18 protein-coding genes are annotated in these 21,928 nt (G+C 48.8%); 12 read left to right on the top strand and 6 right to left on the bottom strand.

All coding sequences use genetic code 11. The features are described 5' to 3' along the window. Positions 1 to 48: 48 nt before the first annotated feature. Together KB186_RS27755 and KB186_RS27750 are read right to left on the bottom strand one after the other, a co-directional pair. Entirely contained in the window at positions 49 to 1,533 is a 1,485-nt protein-coding gene (locus tag KB186_RS27755) for an amidase (RefSeq protein ID WP_232774808.1), read from the bottom strand. Positions 1,534 to 1,612: 79 nt separating this feature from the next. Then, positions 1,613 to 2,470, bottom strand: coding sequence for an AraC family transcriptional regulator (locus KB186_RS27750; protein WP_232774807.1), 858 nt, complete (start codon positions 2,468 to 2,470; stop codon positions 1,613 to 1,615). Between the two features lie 123 nt (positions 2,471 to 2,593). Between KB186_RS27750 and KB186_RS27745 the strand changes: the two genes are divergently transcribed. Then, positions 2,594 to 3,205, top strand: coding sequence for a DedA family protein (locus KB186_RS27745; RefSeq protein ID WP_173612502.1), 612 nt, complete (start codon positions 2,594 to 2,596; stop codon positions 3,203 to 3,205). A gap of 9 nt (positions 3,206 to 3,214) precedes the next feature. On the opposite strand, the gene KB186_RS27740 is transcribed toward KB186_RS27745, so the two are convergent. Both KB186_RS27740 and KB186_RS27735 read right to left on the bottom strand, forming a co-directional pair. Next, positions 3,215 to 4,750, bottom strand: a complete 1,536-nt coding sequence (locus KB186_RS27740) for a vWA domain-containing protein (protein ID WP_232774806.1) — start codon at positions 4,748 to 4,750, stop codon at positions 3,215 to 3,217. A 149-nt stretch (positions 4,751 to 4,899) separates the two neighbouring features. After that, a complete protein-coding gene (locus KB186_RS27735; protein WP_232774805.1) occupies positions 4,900 to 5,829 on the bottom strand; it encodes an alpha-helical endospore appendage domain-containing protein in 930 nt (309 codons plus the stop codon). A gap of 244 nt (positions 5,830 to 6,073) precedes the next feature. Here KB186_RS27735 and KB186_RS27730 point away from each other — a divergent pair, with 244 nt between their 5' ends. The 6 genes from KB186_RS27730 (at position 6,074) to KB186_RS27705 (ending at position 13,781) form a co-directional block, all read left to right on the top strand. Next, a complete protein-coding gene (locus KB186_RS27730; RefSeq protein WP_173612489.1) occupies positions 6,074 to 7,138 on the top strand; it encodes an AAA family ATPase in 1,065 nt (354 codons plus the stop codon). A 2-nt stretch (positions 7,139 to 7,140) separates the two neighbouring features. Then, a complete protein-coding gene (locus KB186_RS27725; protein ID WP_232774804.1) occupies positions 7,141 to 8,940 on the top strand; it encodes a vWA domain-containing protein in 1,800 nt (599 codons plus the stop codon). Between the two features lie 113 nt (positions 8,941 to 9,053). Next, entirely contained in the window at positions 9,054 to 10,268 is a 1,215-nt protein-coding gene (locus tag KB186_RS27720; protein ID WP_232774803.1) for a chromate transporter, read from the top strand. 353 nt (positions 10,269 to 10,621) lie between these two features. Next, positions 10,622 to 11,221, top strand: coding sequence for a TetR/AcrR family transcriptional regulator (locus KB186_RS27715; RefSeq protein WP_173612503.1), 600 nt, complete (start codon positions 10,622 to 10,624; stop codon positions 11,219 to 11,221). A 65-nt stretch (positions 11,222 to 11,286) separates the two neighbouring features. Then, entirely contained in the window at positions 11,287 to 12,516 is a 1,230-nt protein-coding gene (locus KB186_RS27710; protein WP_232774802.1) for an MFS transporter, read from the top strand. Positions 12,517 to 12,707: 191 nt separating this feature from the next. Next, entirely contained in the window at positions 12,708 to 13,781 is a 1,074-nt protein-coding gene (locus KB186_RS27705) for a glycerophosphodiester phosphodiesterase (RefSeq protein ID WP_232774801.1), read from the top strand. A gap of 39 nt (positions 13,782 to 13,820) precedes the next feature. Here KB186_RS27705 and KB186_RS27700 read toward each other — a convergent pair whose 3' ends face one another. Then, the gene (locus KB186_RS27700) at positions 13,821 to 14,999 is read right to left on the bottom strand and encodes an oxalate decarboxylase family bicupin (protein WP_232774800.1); all 1,179 of its coding nucleotides are present in this window, start codon (positions 14,997 to 14,999) and stop codon (positions 13,821 to 13,823) included. 181 nt (positions 15,000 to 15,180) lie between these two features. Between KB186_RS27700 and KB186_RS27695 the strand changes: the two genes are divergently transcribed. Next, the gene (locus tag KB186_RS27695; protein ID WP_232774798.1) at positions 15,181 to 15,936 is read left to right on the top strand and encodes a DUF4241 domain-containing protein; all 756 of its coding nucleotides are present in this window, start codon (positions 15,181 to 15,183) and stop codon (positions 15,934 to 15,936) included. Positions 15,937 to 15,948: 12 nt separating this feature from the next. Here the strand turns inward: KB186_RS27695 and KB186_RS27690 are convergent, their stop codons facing one another. Continuing rightward, the gene (locus KB186_RS27690) at positions 15,949 to 16,512 is read right to left on the bottom strand and encodes a hypothetical protein (RefSeq protein WP_106785661.1); all 564 of its coding nucleotides are present in this window, start codon (positions 16,510 to 16,512) and stop codon (positions 15,949 to 15,951) included. Positions 16,513 to 16,669: 157 nt separating this feature from the next. On the opposite strand from KB186_RS27690, the gene KB186_RS27685 reads away from it, so the two are divergent. The 4 genes from KB186_RS27685 (at position 16,670) to KB186_RS27670 (ending at position 21,635) form a co-directional block, all read left to right on the top strand. Beyond that, complete coding sequence (locus KB186_RS27685; RefSeq protein WP_173612496.1) at positions 16,670 to 17,257, top strand: TetR/AcrR family transcriptional regulator; 588 nt, start codon at positions 16,670 to 16,672, stop codon at positions 17,255 to 17,257. Positions 17,258 to 17,657: 400 nt separating this feature from the next. Next, complete coding sequence (locus KB186_RS27680; RefSeq protein ID WP_232774796.1) at positions 17,658 to 19,940, top strand: DEAD/DEAH box helicase; 2,283 nt, start codon at positions 17,658 to 17,660, stop codon at positions 19,938 to 19,940. Continuing rightward, a complete protein-coding gene (locus KB186_RS27675; protein ID WP_232774794.1) occupies positions 19,930 to 21,312 on the top strand; it encodes a ribonuclease H-like domain-containing protein in 1,383 nt (460 codons plus the stop codon). The genes KB186_RS27680 and KB186_RS27675 overlap by 11 nt, the downstream gene beginning before the upstream one ends. Next, entirely contained in the window at positions 21,309 to 21,635 is a 327-nt protein-coding gene (locus tag KB186_RS27670) for a hypothetical protein (protein WP_232774793.1), read from the top strand. Before KB186_RS27675 ends, KB186_RS27670 begins: the two co-directional genes overlap by 4 nt. Positions 21,636 to 21,928 lie beyond the last annotated feature (293 nt).

The following is a 21,928-nucleotide window of genomic DNA, read 5'->3' as shown; positions in this document are numbered from 1 at the left end:
TCTTCATAGGAAAGGGGCTTTATGCAAGTTGGACTGGAATATTTGTTCTTAATGCGGCTCCACAGAAATTTCAGGCGCCCGCCACTCTGGGCAGGTCGCATACAATTTTGACGCTCCCTGTAGTAATTCCCTATCACGCCATCGCTTTCCCACACACTGTATGCCAATAGGAAGACCTTGCTCATCAAAACCAATTGGCATCGTCACGATCGGACTTCCAGTGACATTAAACAGATTCGTATAAAAAGTCGTAGCGACCCAGTAGTTTTGCGGGTTCTCGTCTACGTACAGCGGTTTGTTGTAAAGCGGCTTGTAGCCCCACATTTTCGATTTTGCCATATGTGGGAAAGCTGTCGTGCAGCTGACCGGACACAAGAACAAGTCACAGTCGGCCATAAATTGCTCGAAGCTGCGAATGAGCTGCTCCCGAATGGTTAAGACACGCATGTAGTTTTTGAACGTCAGCGGGATGAGCATGGTAGCCGTGGGAACCTGGCGATAGATCGGCATGGTGAGGAGATGAGCCAATCCTCTCATAAGGGTAGGCGTCGTGGAGTTTAACTCCGCGTCGATGATTTTTCCCCATGTTTCCCAAGCTTTGCGTACATCCAAAGGTGGTACCGTGACTTGTTCTACGCGCATGCCTTGTTGCTCCAGTACTTTGACAAAGCGACGCAACTGATCGCGAATGGCTCGACTCGTCGGGTAGCCGGGCAGCTCCTCCATCCAGCGAATGTGCAGGGGCTGTTCCTTGAGGGAAAGGGGCAAGACTTGTGGTCCATGAGGCAAGCCAGCGTTGCCGTTTCCACCACTCATGATGGAAAACGCCACTTCCAAGTCTTCGATCGAACGGGCTACAGGGCCGTAGCAGGCCAAGTGACGGGACGAGGTATAATCAGACATTCCCTCAAAGCCGGGCATGTGTCCTGTTGCCGGCACGGCTCCTTCTGTTGGCTTCAAGCTGAACACACCACAATAATGAGCGGGAACGCGCAACGATCCCCCGATGTCACTCCCGATATCCAAATAAGAAAGTCCTGCGGCCACTGCGGCTGCCGAGCCTCCGCTGCTCCCTCCTGAAGTCCTCTCCTGATTCCACGGATTATTTGTCCTGCCGTAAATATCGTTGTCTGTTTGGAGATCCATGAGCAGGGTAGAGACATTCGTTTTGCCAATCAAAACGGCTCCTGCCTGCTTCAGTCTGCGGACGATGGCTGCGTCATGCTGCGGAATGTAGCCTTTTAGTGGGGGGAAGCCAGAAGTAGTGGGGAGTCCGGCTGTGGCAAAGGAATCCTTGATTGTGATCGGCACCCCGTGAAGGGGCCCCCGAATGTTGCCTTCCGCCATTTCTTTGTCCGCTTGCTTCGCAGATTCGAGAGCAGCCTGCTCGTCATAAGCGACGATAGCGTTTATTTTGCCATTAAGCGAGCTGATTCTTGTAAAGGTATGCCGGGTAACTTCCTCGGCGCTTATTTTCCGCTCGCGAATCCAAGTGCCCATCTCCGTTGCTGTCAAATAGGTCAGTTCTTTCATTCGATTCACTCCTTTTCACACGTCCAGCGTACGACAGGAAAACGAGGAAAACTTGATCGAAAATGCGAATCGCTACTGACTATTCTCGTGCAAGAACGGGTATATAAATGAAACAAAGCGAATCAGGATGGTTATTCCCGAGAAAGCGATGATCGTAATATTCAAAATCGTATCGGGCATAAAGCTGGTCGGATGCGGATGCGTGTGTCATCCAGCTCCCGTATATATACTGATACGTCAGCTTGAGATTTTGCACCGATCCTCTGTGAGGGAAGACAAGATAACCAGATGCAGGCAGAGTGAGCGATTCCAATCCGTCTGAGCCAACATGCTCCGTACTGTTTATGCCAGCAAAATAGGCGAAGTTCAACGAAAGCCCGAAAGCGTCCGGGTAGCGAATAACCCCATAACGCTTCTGGTTTTTCTGCATGGCGATTTTCTGTCCCAGTCGGTTCCAGCAATGGACAATATCTGTGGTCGAACGGGTAGCCGAGGAGCAGCCTATCAGGGTCAATTCTTCGTGGGCAGGGACATAGACGGGCTCAATCGATTGCAGCTGAATATTTTCCAAATATGGTAGCTCAATACGCTCCAGCATGGTGTACCGCGGCATTTTTCCTGATCGACGGAGAGCAGAAGGAGGCAGACCAAAGCGTTTGGTAAAAGCACGAGTAAAGGCTTCGTGGGAATCAAAGCCATATGTAAAGGCGACCTCCGTCACGCTCTTTTGTTCCAGTAACAGCGTTTTGGCAGCCTCAGTCAAGCGTCTCTTCGAAATGTATTGGCCCACAGTTTCTCCTGTCACGTGAAAGAACAAGCGTTGAAAATGATACTTGGAATATCCAGCGGCAGATGCCACTTCATCAAGAGTGACTTTTTCCGTTAACTGCTTTTCGATAAAAGAGAGGGCATACGTTATTTGCTCCATATAGTTCATGGCATCACCTGAAAAAGGAAATAAGATTTTTTTAAGGATACCATACGCTTTGGGATGTATTTTTGTAAAAAAGCCAGAATGTCAAAGAATAGGGAGAGAATACAATGAAATAGGACAACATTTCTGGAGGTAGCCGTGGAGCAGCATTTGGATCTTTTTTTAATGAAATATGGATATGTCGGCATCTTTTTTTCGCTCACACTCGGTGTTGTAGGGCTCCCCATACCCGATGAGGTACTCATGACGTACGCTGGCTATGCAGTTTCCCGCGGTGTTTTGCACATGCCATTGACGGTGCTGAGTGCCTTTTTGGGAGCGGCAGTAGGGATTACGATCAGCTATACCATCGCGTGGAAGTGGGGGCTGCCTTTGCTTATGAAGGTTGGACCGTATTTGCATATTACGCCGAAAAGAATAGAGTCGACCCAAAAGCTGTTTGCCAAGTACGGTCCATACTTGTTGCTCATCGGCTATTTTTTGCCTGGTGTCCGCCATATTACCGCCTATTTGGCAGGAGTCTCTACGATGGGGTTTCGACGATTCGCTTTATTTGCTTACGCTGGTGCATTTCTTTGGAGTGTCACTTTTTTACTGCTGGGACGGGCGCTTGAGAAAGAGTGGCTCAAGGTCGTCGTTTATATACGTCATTATGGCATCACATTTTTGCTAATCGGTTCGGCGATTGGAATGATGGTTTATATTTGGATGAGGTACAGGCGAGACACTAAAGCATAGGAACAGGCATTAGTTCCTGCTGATTGCCATGCTGTCTTTAACCAAGCGGACAAATTCGAGCTGTTCCTCTCCAGTGGCTGTGGCTTCCGCCAGTTTGAGAACATCGGCAAGGGAGCTTCTTTCGGCATGCGGACTCTTCCGCAATATTTCCCCGTATTCTGCTACAGCAGCAAGGAACGTCACCTCAGGAGACAAGACATTTTGCACCTTTACGGGTTCGGAGATTTCCTCTACTTTTTGGGAAGAGGCATTATGATAGCGCACGCGAACCGTCCCGAGATCTGTATGGGCAGGGGAAGCAAGCTTCACTTCATAAAGAGCGGTCACACTATGGCCTGCGCCGATCTCGCCTGCATCTGTCTTGTCGTTGCGAAAATCTTTGTCGCGGACATCGCGGTTCTCATAACCGATCAAGCGATACGAATCTACCTTCTTAGGATCGAATTCTACTTGGATTTTTACGTCACGAGCGATCATTTGGAGGGTGCTCGTCAATGATTCCGTAAAAATGCGGCGCGCCTCGGAGAACGTATCGATGTAGGCGTAGTTGCCTTCTCCTTTGTTCGCTAGCTGCTCCATCAGGACATCGTTGTAATTCCCCATGCCAAAGCCAAAGGTGCTCAAGTAAATGTCTTTTCGCGCATAGTCCTCGATTGATCGCAAAATGCCCTCGGCTCCTGTTTCGCCTACATTGGCTACCCCGTCGGAGCATAAAATCACCCTGTTAATGGTAGTGGGCTTGAAGGAACGGGCCGCCATTTCATAACCGAGCACCAGCCCCTCTTCTGCATTGGTGGAGCCTTCGGGCTGCAGATTTTCGATGGCTGATAAAATCGCCTGTTTGTCTTCGGTAGAGGTTGGGGGCAAAAGAACGCGTCCCTCTGATCCATAGACGACGATCCCTACTGAATCTGTAGGTTGGAGTTGATCAACGAGAACATGTAAGCTTTTTTTCACCAGCTCTAATCGGTTTTCGCGATTCATCGAGCCAGATACGTCAATGACAAAGACGAGATGAGCGGGTTTGCGCTCTTCTGCGCGTAATTCCTTTCCTTTGATCCCGATTCGGACTACTTGAAGATTTGTTTGAAAAGGAGAGGGGCCACTTTCGGCCTGGATCGCAAATGTCTGATCGGTTGGCGCAGGATACGAAGTGGGGAAGAAGTTGATGAATTCCTCCACCCGAATGGCTTCTGCTGGCGGGAGATTCCCGTCTTTAATAAAATTGCGCATTATGGTGTAAGAGGCAGTGTCCACATCAGCGGCAAAAGTAGACAGACGGTCCTTCGCTGTAGAAACAAATTGGTTGGTGCCGTAATCTTTGAAGTACATGTCATTGGGGAGGGGATTGACCGATTTTTTCAGCGCATAATCAGCTAGTTGGCTGGGAGGACTTGGACTGGAGGCTACTTGATTGCTTTGACCTTGCTCTGCTACAGGTTTATTTTCGCTTTCGCTTCTTGATACGAACTGTACGCTTGAGCTGCATCCGCTCAGGGATGCAACCAATATGGTAATGCCACTGGTTTTCACGATTTTTCTCATCTTTTGTTATTCCCCCTTTGCCTATGTGACGTGGTAAAAAAAGGAATGTTACATAAAGAGTAGAAGTAGGCTTGTCCGCAGCAAGAGCTTCACTCGCAACGACAGCCGGGGTAGCTGTGCTTCGAGTGGCGTCATGATATATGTTTGGTTTACTCGGCAATCTTCACTAAAGTGAGGAAGCTGGTTACCGTCGTCGTTCCGTCTGCGAAGCTTTGCAAGAACTGGTCTGCGATACCTCCCGTGCGGAATATGTCTACGATGTCACCTGCTGCTAATCGGGTGAAAGAGGTAACCATGCCGAATGCATTTCCATCCGCTGCACTATCTGCACTGCTTGAAGTTCCGGCAGAGCCCGTTATATTGGCGCCATTCCTTCTGATAATGAAAGACACTTCACTCGCTTGGGCAGTAGTTACGCGATAGCTGATGAGATAGATGCCGCTTGCAGGTACGGTCACTTGCCCGCCAGCGAGTAAAAAGCCAAGGGAATTGTCTGCATTCGCCACATTTAGCGGGACGATCGTATTGGGAGAAATATCGATAGCGGAGGATAGCCAGAAGTTACCGAAAACACTGGAAATAGTACCTGTTGCGCCTGTTACACCCGTGGCTCCTGTAGTACCTGTTACGCCAGTTGCCCCCGTAACACCAGTGCCTCCAGCTCCGGTCGCTCCAGTTGCCCCGGTCGCCCCAGTCAAGCCGACTCCTGTCGCACCCGTTATTCCTACTCCAGTAGTCCCAGTAGGACCCGTTGCCCCTGTTGGTCCTGTCAGACTCGCAATAAACGATGCGGATAATACGGAATTCAGCTTGCTGTTCAGCAGAATGTCTTTCTTTGTGATCTCTCTAAGCGTATTTACTACGCTAGAATTCACGTTTAGCAAATCACTAATGGTTGCAGGGGGACCTGTTAATCCAGGAAGCGTGCCAAGGACATAGTGAAGCTTCTCCGCCTCTGCGTTAATGATATGGCTTAAACCAAGTTCCTCCAAAGCGAAGGATGCGAGTAGCAAGTTTACGACTTGGTTTTGAGTAATGGTCAACAGCGGCGCAATGTTGGGGATATTTGCTTGTGACAAATAAAACGTCCTCCTTTATTTATGTCGTTTCATCCTATTCCGATATCATACATAAGGGAATTCGTCGGTTTATGTTTTTATTCGGGCACGGCTTACCATGTGATGCCTTCTTTCTTGCCCGTTATTCAATCTTCTTGTAATATTAGGAAATATTTGTGGTGTGACGGTCGCTCTAGTCAATGGAAATCAATCATGGAAAGAGGTAGATTACTGCAAAAATCAATCAAACAAGAGAGGTTATGAAATGAATCTAGGAATTCAAGTGACGCAAAATCAACTGATGGATGTGCTGCTAAACGTTGCAGTAGCTCGTCCAGTATTTATTTGGGGCGCACCGGGAATCGGCAAATCGTCTCTCGTCGAGGCATTTGCCGAGCAGGTGGGCCTGCCTTGCGTATCGTTATTGGGTAGTCAGCTGGCACCGGAGGATATTATCGGTGTCCCACAGATCGTAGATGGGAAAAGCAGATTTTGCCCACCTGCGCAAATTGCGCGAGAAGAACCGTACTGCTTGTTTCTTGACGAATTGAATGCATGCTCGCAAGAAGTGCAAAAGGCGTTTTACAGTTTGATTCATGAGCGGAGAATCGGGGATTACCATCTGCCAGAAGGGTCCATTGTGATTGGAGCAGGAAATCGCGCGCAGGATAGCGCGATTGTCAAACCGATGTCGTCTGCTCTGATCAACCGGATGTTCCATGTCCAATTGCTAGTTTCGTATGAACAATGGATGAATTGGGCGTACAGCAACGGCATCCATTCCTACGTGCTGCAATTTTTGGAGGTGCGCCCGGACTATTTGTGGTCGCAGCCACCGAAGAGTGAGGAACCGTTTTCTACTCCGCGTTCCTGGCACATGCTCTCGGATGCCCTGAACGAATTCGGTGAGAACTTGACGACGGAGATGGTGGGGGTACTGGCCTACGGATGCTTGACGCCTCAGCATGCGGCTCAATTTCGGGCTTTTCACAAGAACATTCAAGGCAAATACCAGCTCAACCGTATTTTGGAGGGAGAGGCTTCTTTCCCGACAGCTCCAGAGGATCGAGACGTACTGTATTTTCTGGCCGATTCTTTCCGTTCGCAGATCAAAAAAGAACTGCCAGCGGATAAAGCCTCCGTGGGGGAGCAGCATAAACGGTTTGCCCACCGAGCGAAGGCTCTCTTGAAGGAGCTGGCTTCTATCTCACTGGAAATGGCGCAGATGGTAGTGGCGCGGCACGAGGATGGCGACGGATTGCCAGACTGGTTTGTTGTGGAGGTCATTCGTGATTTACCGCGATTGGCCATGGACAGGAAGGGCAAATAGCAATGGCCAGAGGAGTTCAAACCGACCCGTCGACGCAAAACTACGAGCAGGCCCTCCATTTTTTGAGTCATCACCCGATGTTTGGTCCACTGTCATCGCGAGCGCACTTTATCCGTTCCGAGCGAAGTATTTGTCCGGATAACGGTTGGGTAGTCGTGACCCGGGAAGGCAGCTTGTACGCGCATCCGAAGCGCAGAGGGGAAGTCGGGGAATGGATTTATGTTCTCGCACACGCGCTCTTGCATTTGGGCTTCGGTCATTTTGTGGAAAAAGAGCAGCCGATATTGTGGAACATCGCATGCGATTGTTATATTACGCGCTTCTTGAGAGATATGAAGCTGGGGAAGCCTCCTGCTGAAATGGCCTTTGAGCTAGATAAATCGGGAAAGAGCGAAGAAGAGCTGTATGACTGGTTCGTGAAGCATGGGGTGCCGGAGCATTTGAAGCTGTTTGGAACGGGCGGGGAAAAACAGGCAGATATGCTTTTCTCGGATAAATACGTCAGGTACACCTACAATCGGGATGTGAAGTGGGAGCGTCTCTTGGGGATCGGGCTGGCACAAGCGGTGCAAAGTGCTGTCAGCGTAGCGGGCGGTTATTCCGATGCTCTCGGGAATGAAGAGAACCAGCTGTCCGAAGCACAAAAGGCCAAGCGCTGGTTCATTAATCATTTTCCATTACTGGCTTCCTTAGCGAGTCATTTCACGATTATCGAGGATTCACAGCTCTGTCAGCGGCTGCAAATCTCGGTGGCAGCCATTGATGTAACAGCCAACGAAATCTTCATCAATCCTGCGGCGGGCTTGGATGAAGAGGAATGCAAATTCGTAATGGCACACGAGCTGTTGCACGCAGGGCTTCGCCACCATGAGCGTTGCCAAGGCCGAGACCCGTATTACTGGAATGTCAGCTGTGATTACGTGATTAATCAATGGCTGATGGAGATCGGTATCGGACGTTTTCCGCAAATTGGCGGACTTTACGACCCAGACCTGAAGGGACTGTCGGCGGAGGCGATTTATGATCGAATCGTGACGGACATGCGTACGTATCGCAAGCTGTACACCTTACGTGGAGTCGGCATGGGCGATATTCTGGATGGCGATGATCCGCGTTTTTGGGAAAAGGGTCCGGGAACGACGCTGGATGACTTTTATCGCAATGCGATGTCGCAAGGTTTGATCTATCACCAGGAGAGGGGACGAGGGCTTTTGCCTGCGGGTTTGGTAGAAGAGATTCGCGCCTTGGGGCAACCGCCGATCCCATGGGATGTTCAGCTTGCCCGTTGGTTCGACGAGCATTTTCCCCCATTGGAAAAGAGTCGCACGTATGCAAGGGCAAGCCGCAGACAGTCCTCAACACCCGATATTGCCCGTCCTGCCTGGAGCTTTCGGGAAACGGATCGGCTGGCACGTACATTTGGCGTCGTGATTGATACATCCGGCTCGATGGATACCAAGCTGCTCGGCAAAGCATTGGGGGCGATTGCGAGCTACAGTGAAGCCCGAGATGTTCCGTATGCGCGCGTGGTCTTTTGTGATGCGCAGGCGTATGATGCGGGCTACCTTTCTCCCGAGGACATTGCAGGTCGCGTCAAAGTAAAAGGACGCGGGGGAACGATCCTGCAGCCGGGCATTGACATGCTGGAGAAAGCAACCGATTTTCCAAAGGACGGGCCGATTTTGATCATTACCGATGGGGAATGTGATCGGATCAAAGTAACTCGTAGTCATGCCATCATGCTGCCGAAGGGGAGTAATCTGCCATTCGTAGCGCGAGGACCAGTATTTCGAATGGAATAGCCGTGTTTAGGCTCCGTATCGATGCGGAGCCCTCTTCATGATCTTTTTACAATGAAAGGGTAGGAAAAGCGATAAAATAGCTTATATGATGAAGCGGAGAGGTGTACAGCTTAGTGAAGAATAATCTCCGAGAAGAAACAGGACACCAAAAAAGTAGATGGGAGTCTGTGTTTGAAGTTTTGCTCGTTTCTGCCAAGCTGGGTGTTACTTCATTCGGCGGTCCCATCGCGCATCTCGGTTATTTTCACAACGAATACATTCGACGTAGAAAATGGCTGGATGAGCAAAGCTACGCAGATTTGGTTGCGCTTTGTCAGTTCCTCCCCGGTCCCGCAAGCAGTCAGGTAGGGATCGGTATTGGAATCATGCGAGCCGGATTGTTGGGAGGGGTTGCTGCATGGATCGGCTTCACTCTGCCTTCGGTATTGGCGCTCCTGATATTTGCGTTCACTTTACAAGGACTGGACAGTGGAAGTGCTTCTTGGATTCACGGTCTAAAATTAGTAGCTGTCGCGATTGTTGCTCATGCTGTATGGGGAATGGGACAAAAGCTGGCCCCGGATCGAGCACGGGTGACGATTGCGATTCTCGCGGCTGCCATCACGTTATTGTGGCATTCTGCATGGAGTCAGATCACAATTATGATTCTAGCGGGGATTACAGGATTGCTGTTCTTCCGGCAGCAAAAAGTTTCGGATTTCCCTGAATTTCGTGTGCCAATCAGTCGAGCACTAGCCATTATGTGCTGGATCACTTTCTTCGGTCTTTTGCTTGTGCTGCCCATCCTCCGAGAGAGCACAGGCTTCTCCTTACTAGCACTGTTTGAGAGCTTTTACCGTGCAGGTTCTCTTGTTTTTGGCGGAGGTCATGTTGTATTGCCTTTGCTTGAGAGGGAAGTGATCCCGACAGGCTGGGTAACGCAAGAAGCTTTTCTGACGGGCTACGGCGCAACACAAGCAGTACCGGGGCCATTGTTTACGTTTGCCGCTTATTTGGGAGCGATGATTGCAGGAGGAATCGGTGCAGCAGTAGCTACGATTGCCATTTTTCTACCGGCCTTTTTACTCGTCATCGGCGCATTGCCGTTCTGGGATTCCTTGAGGAGAAATTCCAAAATCAAAGGAATGCTGGTAGGTGTGAATGCAGCAGTCGTCGGTATTTTACTCGCAGCCCTGTACGATCCGATTTGGACGAGTACGATCCTTGCTCCATTGGATTTTATCGCAGCGGCTATTTTGTTTATCATGCTGGAGCACTGGAAGCTGCCGCCATGGCTGGTTGTGGTTACGGGGGCTTTATACGGTCTATTGCTGTCATTATCATCCTAAGTTTTAAAAGGTCTCAAACGAACCAATAAAGCCGGTGTGAAGAAAAAGCACGGGGCTCGTAGACCTTGACAACGCCTGCCCAGTCGGAACTTCAAAAAGGGGACCCGCTTGTCGAACACTTCATCCTTGAGAAACTTCCGCCCGTAGGGTGGCTTTGGCTCGACGGTCCCCTTTTTGAAGTGGAGACGGCCAGTGAATCCCCCCTGCTGGCGTGTCAGAGTCGTAGAGACCTGTACTTTTTCTTCTCCTCCACTATGTTGACTCAAACCAAAGAAAGTTTGCCAACTATGTATGTAACGCTTATAATACTGAATGAAAGTTCAGTATTGTAGGATGGGAAGTTGGTGGGAGCATTGAATAAAAAGAAGCAGCAAACGGAGCAGACCAAGAAAAAAATAGCGGATGCGGCCAGAATTTTATTTATGCAAAAAGGCTACAAGGCCACATCAATAGATGATATCGTGAAAGCTACTGGATACAGCGGCGGTAACATTTATTATCATTTCAAGAGCAAGGAAGGGCTGTTCTTGCATCTGATTGAAGCTTGGAATAGCGAATGGGAAGAGGAATGGCTAGCCAAGGAACATCTCTACACGACCTCGATCGATAAATTGTATGGAATGGCTGAACATTTTGCGACCGATTTCATGAACCATCCTCTGACCAAGGCTGCTGATGAATTTTTCGACATGTCGGAGAAGCCTTCCGATGTGGAGGAGCGTATCAACAAAATGATCAAAGGCTATATTGACTTTAATCAACAGTTGCTCCAGAAGGGGATCGATAACGGCGAATTTGAAATGACGAATGTAACCGGAGTCGCAATGATCCTGGACAGCCTGATGTTTGGTTTAAATCAACACTCGCGACGAATGGAACGCGAGGAAGCGCTGGCAACCTTTCGCTTAGCGATGGATGTGTTTTTATTTGGCATTGTCAAACCATCCCGCTAGCTTTTTTTACGTAATGATTTAGAATGGATATTCAGTGTTTTGGTAACGGATTGGAGGAATAGGAAGTGGCTTTATTATTAAAAAATCAGGGAGCCCTATTGATTCTGATGTTCAATATTTTCCTTGTCTTTACGGGGATCGGGCTTGTTATACCGATTATGCCGAAGTACATGGAGAGTTTGGGAATTACCGGGGGAACCATTGGTCTGTTAGTGGCAGCCTTTTCGCTGACGCAGCTTCTTTTTTCCCCTATTGCCGGGCGATGGGCTGATTCATTCGGAAGAAAAAAGATCATTGTGATTGGCTTGATCGTATTTGCTATCTCAGAAGGGCTGTTCGGTATAGCGAATTCTCCAGTCCTGCTGTTTGTTTCTAGGTTGTTAGGCGGCATCAGTGCCGCACTGATTATGCCAGCCGTAATGGCTTACTCGGCAGATATTACAACGAATGAAGAACGAGCGGCCGGGATGGGGTATATTACGGCAGCCATTACAACTGGTTTTATTATCGGTCCAGGCATTGGAGGATACATTGCTGAATTTGGTATTCGCGCACCTTTTTATACCGCAGGAATTGCGGGACTGATTGCTGCATGCATCACGTTGTTGATCCTAAAGGAATCGAAACCGACGGAAGAAGCATTGGCTGACTCGCATTCTAGCGAAAAACAACGAAGCAGTCTCCTTTCCCAGTTAATGCACTCGTATCGGGAGCCTTATTTTTTCAGTTTGATCATTGTGTTTGTCATGTCTTTCGGACTGGCTAATTTTGAAACGGTCTTTTCATTGTTTGTCGACCATAAGTTTGGATTTGAGCCAAAAGATATCGCGTTTATCATTACATTCGGGTCAATAGCAGGCGCAGTGGTCCAGCTTACTGCCTTTAGCTGGATCATGAATCGCTTTGGCGAGAAAAGGGTCATCTCAGTCTGTCTGCTCTTTGCTGGTTTGTTTATTGTGTTGACGCTATTTGTTCACGGATTTTGGATGATTTTTGCCGTTACCTTTATCGTATTTTTGGCGATCGATATTTTGCGTCCGGCCATCAGTACCCAAATGTCGATGCTCGCAAAGGATCAACAAGGATATGTTGCAGGTCTTAACTCAGCCTTCACGAGTCTTGGCAATATTGCAGGACCTATCGTAGCAGGATTTTTATTCGATATAGATATCAACTATCCGTATGCGCTAGCGTGTTTGATTTTGCTTATCTGTTTCGTCTTGTCACTAGGAGTTAAAAACCGCAACCTGAAGGATGCCAATGCGACTTCCAGTCAAGCGTCCATTCATGGATGATGAAGTGAAGGGATACGATAGCTGAATAAAGCAGCGGCGAGTCTAAGATTTTATGTTCAGGTCTTAGCTCGCCGCTGTTCCATTATTTGGGCAAATAAAACTTTCATGATTACTTAATAGAGATGGGAATAGAAATTTACATCATTCATTTATAGTGAATACGGTAAGCCATACTTTAAGGAGTGAAGCAAATGATGAGAAACAAGGTAATGATAGCAACTGCTGCCCTTATGGTGTGTGTAGCACCAATTGCTTCTGCCGCTGGCAATCCGCACTGGTCAAAAAACTCTCCAAAAGAGTTCGATCTTCAAGCTCACCGCGGCGGAATCGGGCTCACGGTAGAGTCCACATTGGCGTCGTTCTCCCACGCCCTTGAATTAGGAGTGAGCACACTCGAGCTCGACGTGCAAATCACAGAAGACAAGCAGGCGGTTATTACGCATGACCGCAAGATTTCCGGTGCCAAGTGTCGAGATACTGGCCCACTTTTCGCTGGAGATCCTGAGTATCCGTACGTTGGCAAGTACATAAAGGACCTGACTCTCGACCAAGTTCGCACGCTGGACTGTGGTACACAGACATTGCCGCAATACCCAGGGCAGCGTCCAAGCCCAGGTGCTAAGATGCCGCTGTTGAGCGAAGTATTTGACCTCGTCAAGGACTACAAGGCTAACCATGTATGGATGAATATCGAAACGAAGGTAGAGGCGGGAGCACCGGAGCAAACCGCTCCGCGTGAAGATTTCGTGCAGATCGTCGCTCGTGAAGTGCGCGATGCCGGAATGCTTGATCGGGTATCGATCCAAAGCTTTGACTGGGGGGCGCTCATGCGCATGAAAGAGGTTGAGCCGCAATTGCCGATTGTGGCCCTAACGAACGGTGCGCAATTCTTGCAGCCAGGTCAACCAGGAGCTTCACCATGGTTGGGCGGAATTGACATTGACGACTTTGAAGGAGACCTCGTGGCGGCAGCACACTCATTTGGTGCAGACGCTATCTCTCCGGTGCATGGCTCTCCACAAAATGGAAAAGTCACCGACGAGAATTATGTGCCCTATGTCACGAAGAAAATGGTAGAGGACGCACACAAGGTTGGGATGAAGGTGATTCCGTGGACGGTCAACGACACACCTACGATGAACAAGCTGATCGACGATGGCGTAGACGGGATCATTACGGATTACCCGGACCGTCTGCGTGAGGTCATGGAGCAGCGTGGTCTGAAGCAACCGAAGAGCTACAAGGCTCCTAAAAAAGAGAAGTAAAAAACAGACCAGTCCATTCGGGCTGGTCTTTTCTGGCATTCACGGGACATAGCCATATCCAGGATATTTGACAACGGGCCATTTATCCTTGCGTAAAGCATCTAATAGTTCAGGACCTACACACAGGTTGGAAGCGACGAGTTCATGCGGGGTAAGTGCCATCCATTGATTCAGCGACACATCGACAAAGCGGTCGCTCTTGAACATTTCCAAAAACCACACCGTTTCCGTCCCGGTATTTTGAATATAATGCCCCGTCGCAAAAGGAACGTAACCGACATCACCTGCTTGGTAGTCAAAGGTTCGGGCGTTTCCATTTCCGGTGAAAACGGTCATCCGCGCTTGGCCAGAAATATAATATTGCCACTCGTCGTTATTGGGATGCCAATGCAACTCTCTCATGGCACCGGGACGTAGTTCTACGAGTGCTGCCGCGATTGTTTTGGAGATCGGGAAGTTGCGGGAATCGACGATGCGCACACTGCCGCCAGGTGTAATCAGTGGTCGTTGCGCAAGTAAGCGATGGGTAAAGGGAAGGGGGACGGTTCCGTACGGGGATTCTACCTCATCTTCTTCTACGGGACTGGGAATCTCGTCCTGATAAATGTACACTTGCTCGCAAGGAATGTCGGCAAAGGCTGATTCAGGCACACCAAAATTTGCGGAAAGCACATCTGTTGGCGTATGAGCAAACCAATCGGAGATCGATAGTGTATTCAGATCGGAAAAATGTCCATCGTCGAAAACGAGCAAAAATTCGCAGCCTTCCTCTAGTCCCTGAATCGAGTGGGGGATGCCAGGTGGGAAATACCACAGATCGCCTTTGCCGATATCTGCGATAAAATTTCGTCCGCGTTGGTCAACGGACGTAATTCGTGCACGACCAAGCAGCATGTAAGCCCATTCCGCCTGCTGATGCCAATGCAGCTCGCGAACCCCGCCTGGCGTCAGGCTCATGTTTACACCCGCAAGTGTAGTGGCGATTGGCAGCTCGCGAATGGTGACTTCCCGGGACCAACCGCCATGATTTAACGTCATGAAGGCATCTGAAAAGGAAAATTTCAGATTGGGCAGCAAGCCCGCATCTGTGACGGGAGGAACGAGCATATTCGGATTTTGCCGATCACGCATGACGTTCCGTGGGCCGAGATCGACCCATCCGGTCCCGTCACTTCTCATCGGCTGAGGAATCTGATTCCCTTTGTCTGGTGGATTCATTTGGGGCAACCTCCTTCATCCTTGGACATGCATAGATTTGGTCGGACTTCATCCACTAACCATGACTATGCATCGGCTTGCCCGTTATGCAAACATCCAAGCCGTACTATCGTTTCTATGGGTGATTTTGTATAATTTTAGGAGTGATTGACAAATTGACAATAGTAGGATGGGTATAAGGATGACGAAAATTCCAGACGATCAATGGTTAGCACGATATGAACAAAAAGAACAGATGTTAGCGCCCCTTGGTGATTTACACACCTATTTCACATCAACGAACATCAGTGGGAAGCCAATCAACCTGCTTTCTTTGGGAGAAATCACGATTCCCACTGGAGACATCATGGTTCGTGATCCGCTTGTGTATCTGGAGAGAGTGTGTGCCCCATATTTTCGAAAAGTCCCTACAGGAACCTTCCCATTAACCGTTTGTGTGGTAACAGTCGAAGAAGACCATTACCGTTATGCAGCTGCGAAGGTAGAGTTCACAGATAAAACTCCCCAAAGATTTACGGAAGCCCTCATAGGAGACGAGGATCTCGAAAATCTTGGGGAAGGCGAATATTTTGGCTTTAATGTGGATGCAGGCCTTGCTACTGTGGTAGATGTCAAAACGAGGGATGTTTATCTGGATTTTTATGATAGCTGGAAAAAAGAGAATCCAGACGGCAATATTTACGATGATTATTTCGCGGAAGTTTTTGCACAAAGTTACAAAGACCGTCCAAAATACCAAAGAAGCACTGGAGATTATATAAACTGGACGATACCAGGCACGGATTTATCGATTCCGATGATTCAGACCGGATTTGGAGATGGAGCCTATCCTGTCTATTTTGGGTTAGATGAAAACGAGCAAATATGCCAGCTGGTGATTCAATTTATTTGTATTGAGCTTGCATTTGGTGAGGATGACAACGAAGACGAAAGCTAGTAGAATAGCCTCTCACCAATCCTTTTTGGAAACGGTGCCTCGCTTATCTTTCTTTGGGAAGAGAAAATAGCTGGCTGTAAACAACAGATCAACCCCCAGTACAACGGTCCATAGCCGAAGAATATACCATAAAGAAGCAGTTCGTTCTGCATCATTGATAAAGTAGATGGTCCCGGCTAAGAGGGCCGCCCCAATGACATAGGCGAAGAGATGTCTAAACCAGCTTTTTGCGTAATGCTTGGCGTACTCCATGCCGTATAGTTTGGGTTTAGGTGTGCCTTCCTTGGTGACGTATTGCTGAAATTTTTCATCCGCCCATTGAATCATGCTTTTCCCAAACGCAAGTGATACCCCAATATAGACGGCAGCCAGCGCATGAGGAATCGTTGCGGTAGCTCCACGATACAAATCCACGCTCGTGACAACGAGCAAAACCACATCAACAACAGGCGTCAGGGCGAGAAGTAAAAGCCCGGCCTTTTTTTGTTTGAGTACGTACCTTGTGAAAAGGCCAAGTACAATGACCACCCAAAAGGCGATTTCGCACGCGACAATCATCCATGCAACAAAATTCACTATTATAGGTCCCCTTTTCGGAAGTTTCTTCTCCTGCATGAGGAGTTTTTTTTAATACGATCGTGCTAACAAAAAGGATTTTAACATCGGCAGTTAAATAATACAACTGTATTGTTAAAGGTTGCTTGTCCCTTGCCAATCTTGTTAAAATACAACTATGCCGAAAATAATCGATCATGAGAAAAGAAGACAACAAATAGCAGAAGCAACGTGGCGTGTCATTGTTGAGCAAGGAATGGAGGGAGCGACGGTAAGGGGCATTGCAAAAGAAGCAGGACTTTCATTAGGTGCTCTGCGACATTACTTCGCAACACAGGATGAACTGCTAATGTATGCCATGCAGCTCGTAAAAGAGAGGGCAATAGCTCGAATTGCAGAAATTCACGCGAATGAAGAGTTGGCGCCAAAAGAGAAAATCACCAAAATCTTTTTGGAGCTTCTCCCTACGAATCAAGAAAAGATGGTCGAAATGGAAGTTTGGTTTGCTTTTACCGTGTACTTCCGACACAAGAAAGAAGGCTTTGACGCACAGCATGACGGAATCTATGCCGGCGTCCACAAGCTGTTGGATTCTGCCGACCAACTGAATTTATTACGCAAAGAGCTGGACAAAGAGCTGGAAGCAGAAAAGCTCTATGCCGTCATCGACGGTCTGGCCCTGCATGCCTATCTCGAACCGCAGCGTGTCGATGGGGAACGGATTACGAAAGTGCTGGAGCATCATCTGGCATCCTTGTTTCATTAACGGACTATTAAGAAACACATACCCATACTCTTATAAAGAAAAGCAATCGGATCGTGGGAAGGTTGATCTGATTGCTTTTTTTCGTCGGCACGCACATGGGAACGAACAAGATTTAACTCTAACTCTATCAATATTTGATTGCGAGAACACATATGGGGAACTCAGTATTCTTCGTTCACTGGTGCCATGCTTTGGGATTTTGTCGATAAAAAGGTGCAATACATAGCGTTTTTAGAAATAGCTTTTAATGCTTTTTCAATTCCTCAAGAAGTTCAATTATTTTATCATTTTGCACTGTTATTTTTTTGTCGTCCACAACTTGAGTTCAACGTGTGGATCTTTATTCCATGTTTACATACCGAACGTCCATTCGTAAAATGGTAGCAAGAAGGTGACGAAAATGAATGTGAAAAAAAATATCGCAGCCATATTGGATCACATAAAAACAGATGAACGATTTCGCGATAACATTGCGCATTGGAGGGTCATTCCTGCTCGTGAAGCAAAGTCCGTTCCATTTCCAAGTGAGCTGGATGGACGAATTCGAGATGCCCTAATAAATAGAGGCATTCCCTCCTTATACACGCATCAAGAAACGTCTTTTCGCCATGTGCGCGAAGGTAAACACATCGTAGCGGTTACGCCCACGGCTTCTGGCAAAAGCATGTGCTATCATTTGCCGATCCTCCAGACGTTATCGGAAGACTCGCAAGCGCGGGCACTTTACTTGTTCCCAACCAAGGCCTTGGCGCAGGATCAGAAGTCCGAACTGCACGAGTTGATTACGGAAATGGGCCTCTCCATCAAATCGGAAACGTATGATGGTGATACACCTGCAAATATCCGGCAGATGGTGCGCAAGGCAGGAAATATCGTCATCACCAACCCAGACATGCTGCACTCCGCCATTTTGCCCCATCACACCAAGTGGGTGTCCTTTTTCGAGCATCTCAAATACATCGTAATTGACGAGCTGCATACATATCGCGGCGTTTTTGGCAGTCATGTCGCCAATGTCATTCGGAGGCTGAAGCGTATTTGCGCTTTTTATGGGAGCCACCCGCAATTTATTTGCACATCGGCGACCATCGCCAACCCGAAACAATTGGCGGAAGCCCTGACAGAAGAAGAGGTAGAGCTGGTCAATAACAATGGTGCTCCGTCGGGCATCAAGCATTTCCTTTTCTACAATCCGCCTGTGGTCAACAAGCAGCTCAATATTAGACGGAGTGCTACATTGGAGGCGCGGGACATTACCGAGCAGTTTCTTACCAATGGCATTCAGACGATTCTGTTTGCGAGAAGCCGCGTACGAGTAGAGATATTGCTCACGTATTTGCAGGAGCTGATTCGCCGCAAGCTTGGACCAAAAACGATCCAAGGGTATCGCGGCGGCTATTTGCCGAGCCAGCGCAGAGAGATCGAGCGCGGCTTGCGCAATGGCGACATTATGGGCGTGGTCAGCACCAATGCGCTGGAGCTCGGGGTAGATATCGGGCAGCTTCAAGCGTGTGTCATTACTGGCTATCCAGGCTCGGTCGCAAGCACATGGCAGCAGGCAGGACGGGCGGGAAGACGGCAGGGGGAATCCGTCGTCGTTATGGTCGGTAGCTCCACACCATTGGATCAGTATGTGATCGCCAATCCGGAGTACTTTTTCGACCGCAGTCCTGAGACAGCGCGGATCAATCCCGATAACCTGATTATTTTGGTGGATCATCTCAAATGTGCGGCGTACGAGCTGCCGTTTCGGGAGGGAGATACATTCGGGCGTGCGGAAATCGTGGAAATTCTGGAGTTCTTGACCGAGGAGCAGGTGCTTCATTACTCGCGGGGCAAGTGGTTCTGGATGAACGATTCATTCCCGGCCCACAACATCAGTCTGCGGTCAGCTTCGCAGGAAAATGTTGTGATTATCGACATCAGTGAACGGGGGAATGAGCGTGTTATCGGGGAAATGGACCGTTTTAGCTCCATGACACTTTTGCATGACGAAGCCATTTACCTGCATCAGGGGACGCAATTCCAGGTGGAAAAGCTGGACTACGAGGAAAAGAAGGCGTATGTCCGGGAAGTACAGGTCGATTATTACACGGATGCCAACCTGGCTGTCTCGCTGAAGGTATTGGAGCAGGATCAGTCCCGTCGTCATGCACAGAGCACGTTGGCTTATGGCGAAGTGGCAGTGAATGCAATGGCGACGATCTTTAAGAAAATCAAGTTCGAAACGCACGAAAACATCGGCTCGGGGCCGGTTCATTTGCCGGAAGAGGAGCTGCATACAAATGCGGCGTGGATCGGCTTTTCGGAAGCGTTGCTCGGCGAGATCGGGACAGAGGATGTGGAGCGTGGCTTGGTCGGTTTGGCGCATGTCTTGCAGCACGTAGCTCCGTTGTTTGTCATGTGCGACCCGATGGACCTGCATGTGATACCGCAACGAAAGGCCGTTCATTCGCAGGAGCCGACGATTTTTCTGTACGACCGTTATCCGGGAGGCATCGGCTTGAGCGAGCAAGTGTATAAGGAAATGGAGACGATTTTGACGCAGGCAGAGCGGATGATTGTCTCTTGCCCGTGTGAGTCAGGCTGTCCATCTTGTGTGGGAGCGACAGATGACGGTAGCAAAGGGCTAGCCATGACCTTGCTGCGAATCGCGCAAGGGGGAAGCACTTATGTCTCTTAAATCCAAGCTGCAACGGATGAAGGGACATCTCTCGCTGGAAACGGACAAAGCGGTAGCGCCAGCAGTCGAATCGGAAACGCCCATTCGCAAGGAAGAGTCGATGGAAGAGACGAGGGCAGCTGTACCAGCGGATAGCAACGCCGAGCTACAGATACCATTTGCCGATAAGTGGAAGGAAATGCAGGCATCGCCCTACATCTGGGATGACGAGTACGTCATGATTCGCGAGGTTCGCTATCCGATCAATCAGCGGCATGGGACTTACGCCTTTTCTGAGCTGCATGAGGCGATCCGTATGTGGGAAGCGGCTGGTCGAGAGCATCCACTGTCCGCTGCGGGCAGAAAGCCAGAAGACTTGCTGTTTTTTGATACGGAGACGACAGGGCTGTCAGGTGGGGCAGGCAATGCGATTTTTCTTTTGGGGTACAGTCGTTTCGAGGGGGAGCATGTCGTGGTGCGCCAGCATTTTCTCCCGGGCCCGCATGCAGAGGTGACCTTGTACCAATCGTTTTTGGAGCAAGCACAGAAGTCCTCGCATCTGGTGACCTTTAATGGAAAGTCCTTTGACTGGCCACAGGTGCGGACGAGGCATACGCTGGTGCGCGATCAAGTGCCCGCTTTGCCTACCTTTGGTCATTTTGACCTTTTGCACGGGGCGAGGAGATTGTGGAAAGCGGAGCTGGAATCGTGCCGATTGGGAATCATCGAGCAGGAAAAGCTGGATGTGTTTCGCGAGGATGATTTACCCGGTTATTTGGCGCCGGTGCGGTATTTCGACTTTTTGCATGCCCAAGATCCTGATGTCATCGAAGGCGTGCTGCGGCATAACGAGACGGACGTCCTGTCTCTGATTACGATGTACATTCACATGACGCGGCTACTGGTAGGGCAAGGGAGTGTAACGGTATCTCTCGAGGAAAGCTACGAAATTGCCAGATGGTACGATGTGCTTGGGGATCAGGAAGCCGCTATGGCAGGCTATCGCCTTGTCGCAGATAGTGAGCATGCATGGAGTAACCGGGCCAAGCTTGCCATCGGTCATTTGTATAAAAAGCAAAAGGATTGGCTCCAAGCCCTAACCGTTTGGGAGTCGTGCATTCAGTCCACCGGATATGTCCCGGAAGAGGTGTATATTGAGGCTGCCAAGCTGTATGAACACCAGTTGAAGAATTGGGAGAAGGCTTTGGATTATACGAAGCAAGCGTACGAGCAGTGGAAAAAGCGGGCGAGTCTGTTGCGCAACAGGTCCAAGGCCGACGCAGAGGCATATCACAAGCGGATAGATCGGTTAGAAGCAAAGCTACGCGGAAATGAAGCGGAAGAAGAGAGTCTGTTGTCCGGATTTTTGGATTGGGCGGATGAGCAAGGGTGATGGGGATCGTGGTTGCCTACCCATTTTATTTGAAAAAGAAAATGGAGAACCAAGTAACGAAAGTGTATGCCGAAGCCGATTTAGTCAACGGGAGTAGGGCTAGCAACCTTAATCCAATTGATTTAGAGGAGATCAATAAAAAGCGGCAGCTCCTGCTTTTTCAGGAGTACCCGAATTCCCCCTCACCCGATTTTCCTGGAAAAGATACGCCGAAAGAACAGCTCGAATACTACTTCTCAGATTTGAAAATGAATCTAAAATGGACAGACGAACGAGGACAGCATAAAGAACAAATCATGCTAAAGCTAAAAACAGCTCCTTGATGAAACAAGGGAGAATATGATTACGACTATCAGGGGCTAGGGTCTAATGAAAACGGGTGGTATTAGCGAAGCTGACACCACTCATTACATAGATGTATTTACGTGGGGAAAATAGGACTCAACCTTTTTTCCAGTTATTTCATTTGATGAAGTGAAGAGATCATGTTATATTAGTAATCCGCCTTTCGAAAAGAGCGGAACAAAATGAAACACTCCAATTATTACCTGTTGATTTTATTAATGATACATGGTATATTGTGAATCTAGCGCTTTTGAAGTGCTAGTGAAAATGC

It is taken from the genome of Brevibacillus sp. AF8, assembly GCF_021270385.1.
Taxonomy (GTDB): Bacteria; Bacillota; Bacilli; order Brevibacillales; family Brevibacillaceae; genus Brevibacillus.
This window is presented reverse-complemented; position numbering and strand designations above follow the sequence as displayed.

Bases quoted from the DNA above. Each gene is read 5' to 3' on its own strand.
- KB186_RS27685 (WP_173612496.1), top strand. From the start codon at position 16,670: ATGCCGAAAATAATCGATCATGAGAAAAGAAGACAACAAATAGCAGAA.
- KB186_RS27725 (WP_232774804.1), top strand. From the start codon at position 7,141: ATGGCCAGAGGAGTTCAAACCGACCCGTCGACGCAAAACTACGAGCAG.
- KB186_RS27755 (WP_232774808.1), bottom strand. From the start codon at position 1,533: ATGAAAGAACTGACCTATTTGACAGCAACGGAGATGGGCACTTGGATT.
- KB186_RS27700 (WP_232774800.1), bottom strand. From the start codon at position 14,999: ATGAATCCACCAGACAAAGGGAATCAGATTCCTCAGCCGATGAGAAGT.
- KB186_RS27740 (WP_232774806.1), bottom strand. From the start codon at position 4,750: ATGAGAAAAATCGTGAAAACCAGTGGCATTACCATATTGGTTGCATCC.
- KB186_RS27675 (WP_232774794.1), top strand. From the start codon at position 19,930: ATGTCTCTTAAATCCAAGCTGCAACGGATGAAGGGACATCTCTCGCTG.
- KB186_RS27705 (WP_232774801.1), top strand. From the start codon at position 12,708: ATGATGAGAAACAAGGTAATGATAGCAACTGCTGCCCTTATGGTGTGT.
- KB186_RS27730 (WP_173612489.1), top strand. From the start codon at position 6,074: ATGAATCTAGGAATTCAAGTGACGCAAAATCAACTGATGGATGTGCTG.
- KB186_RS27750 (WP_232774807.1), bottom strand. From the start codon at position 2,470: ATGAACTATATGGAGCAAATAACGTATGCCCTCTCTTTTATCGAAAAG.
- KB186_RS27695 (WP_232774798.1), top strand. From the start codon at position 15,181: ATGACGAAAATTCCAGACGATCAATGGTTAGCACGATATGAACAAAAA.
- KB186_RS27680 (WP_232774796.1), top strand. From the start codon at position 17,658: ATGAATGTGAAAAAAAATATCGCAGCCATATTGGATCACATAAAAACA.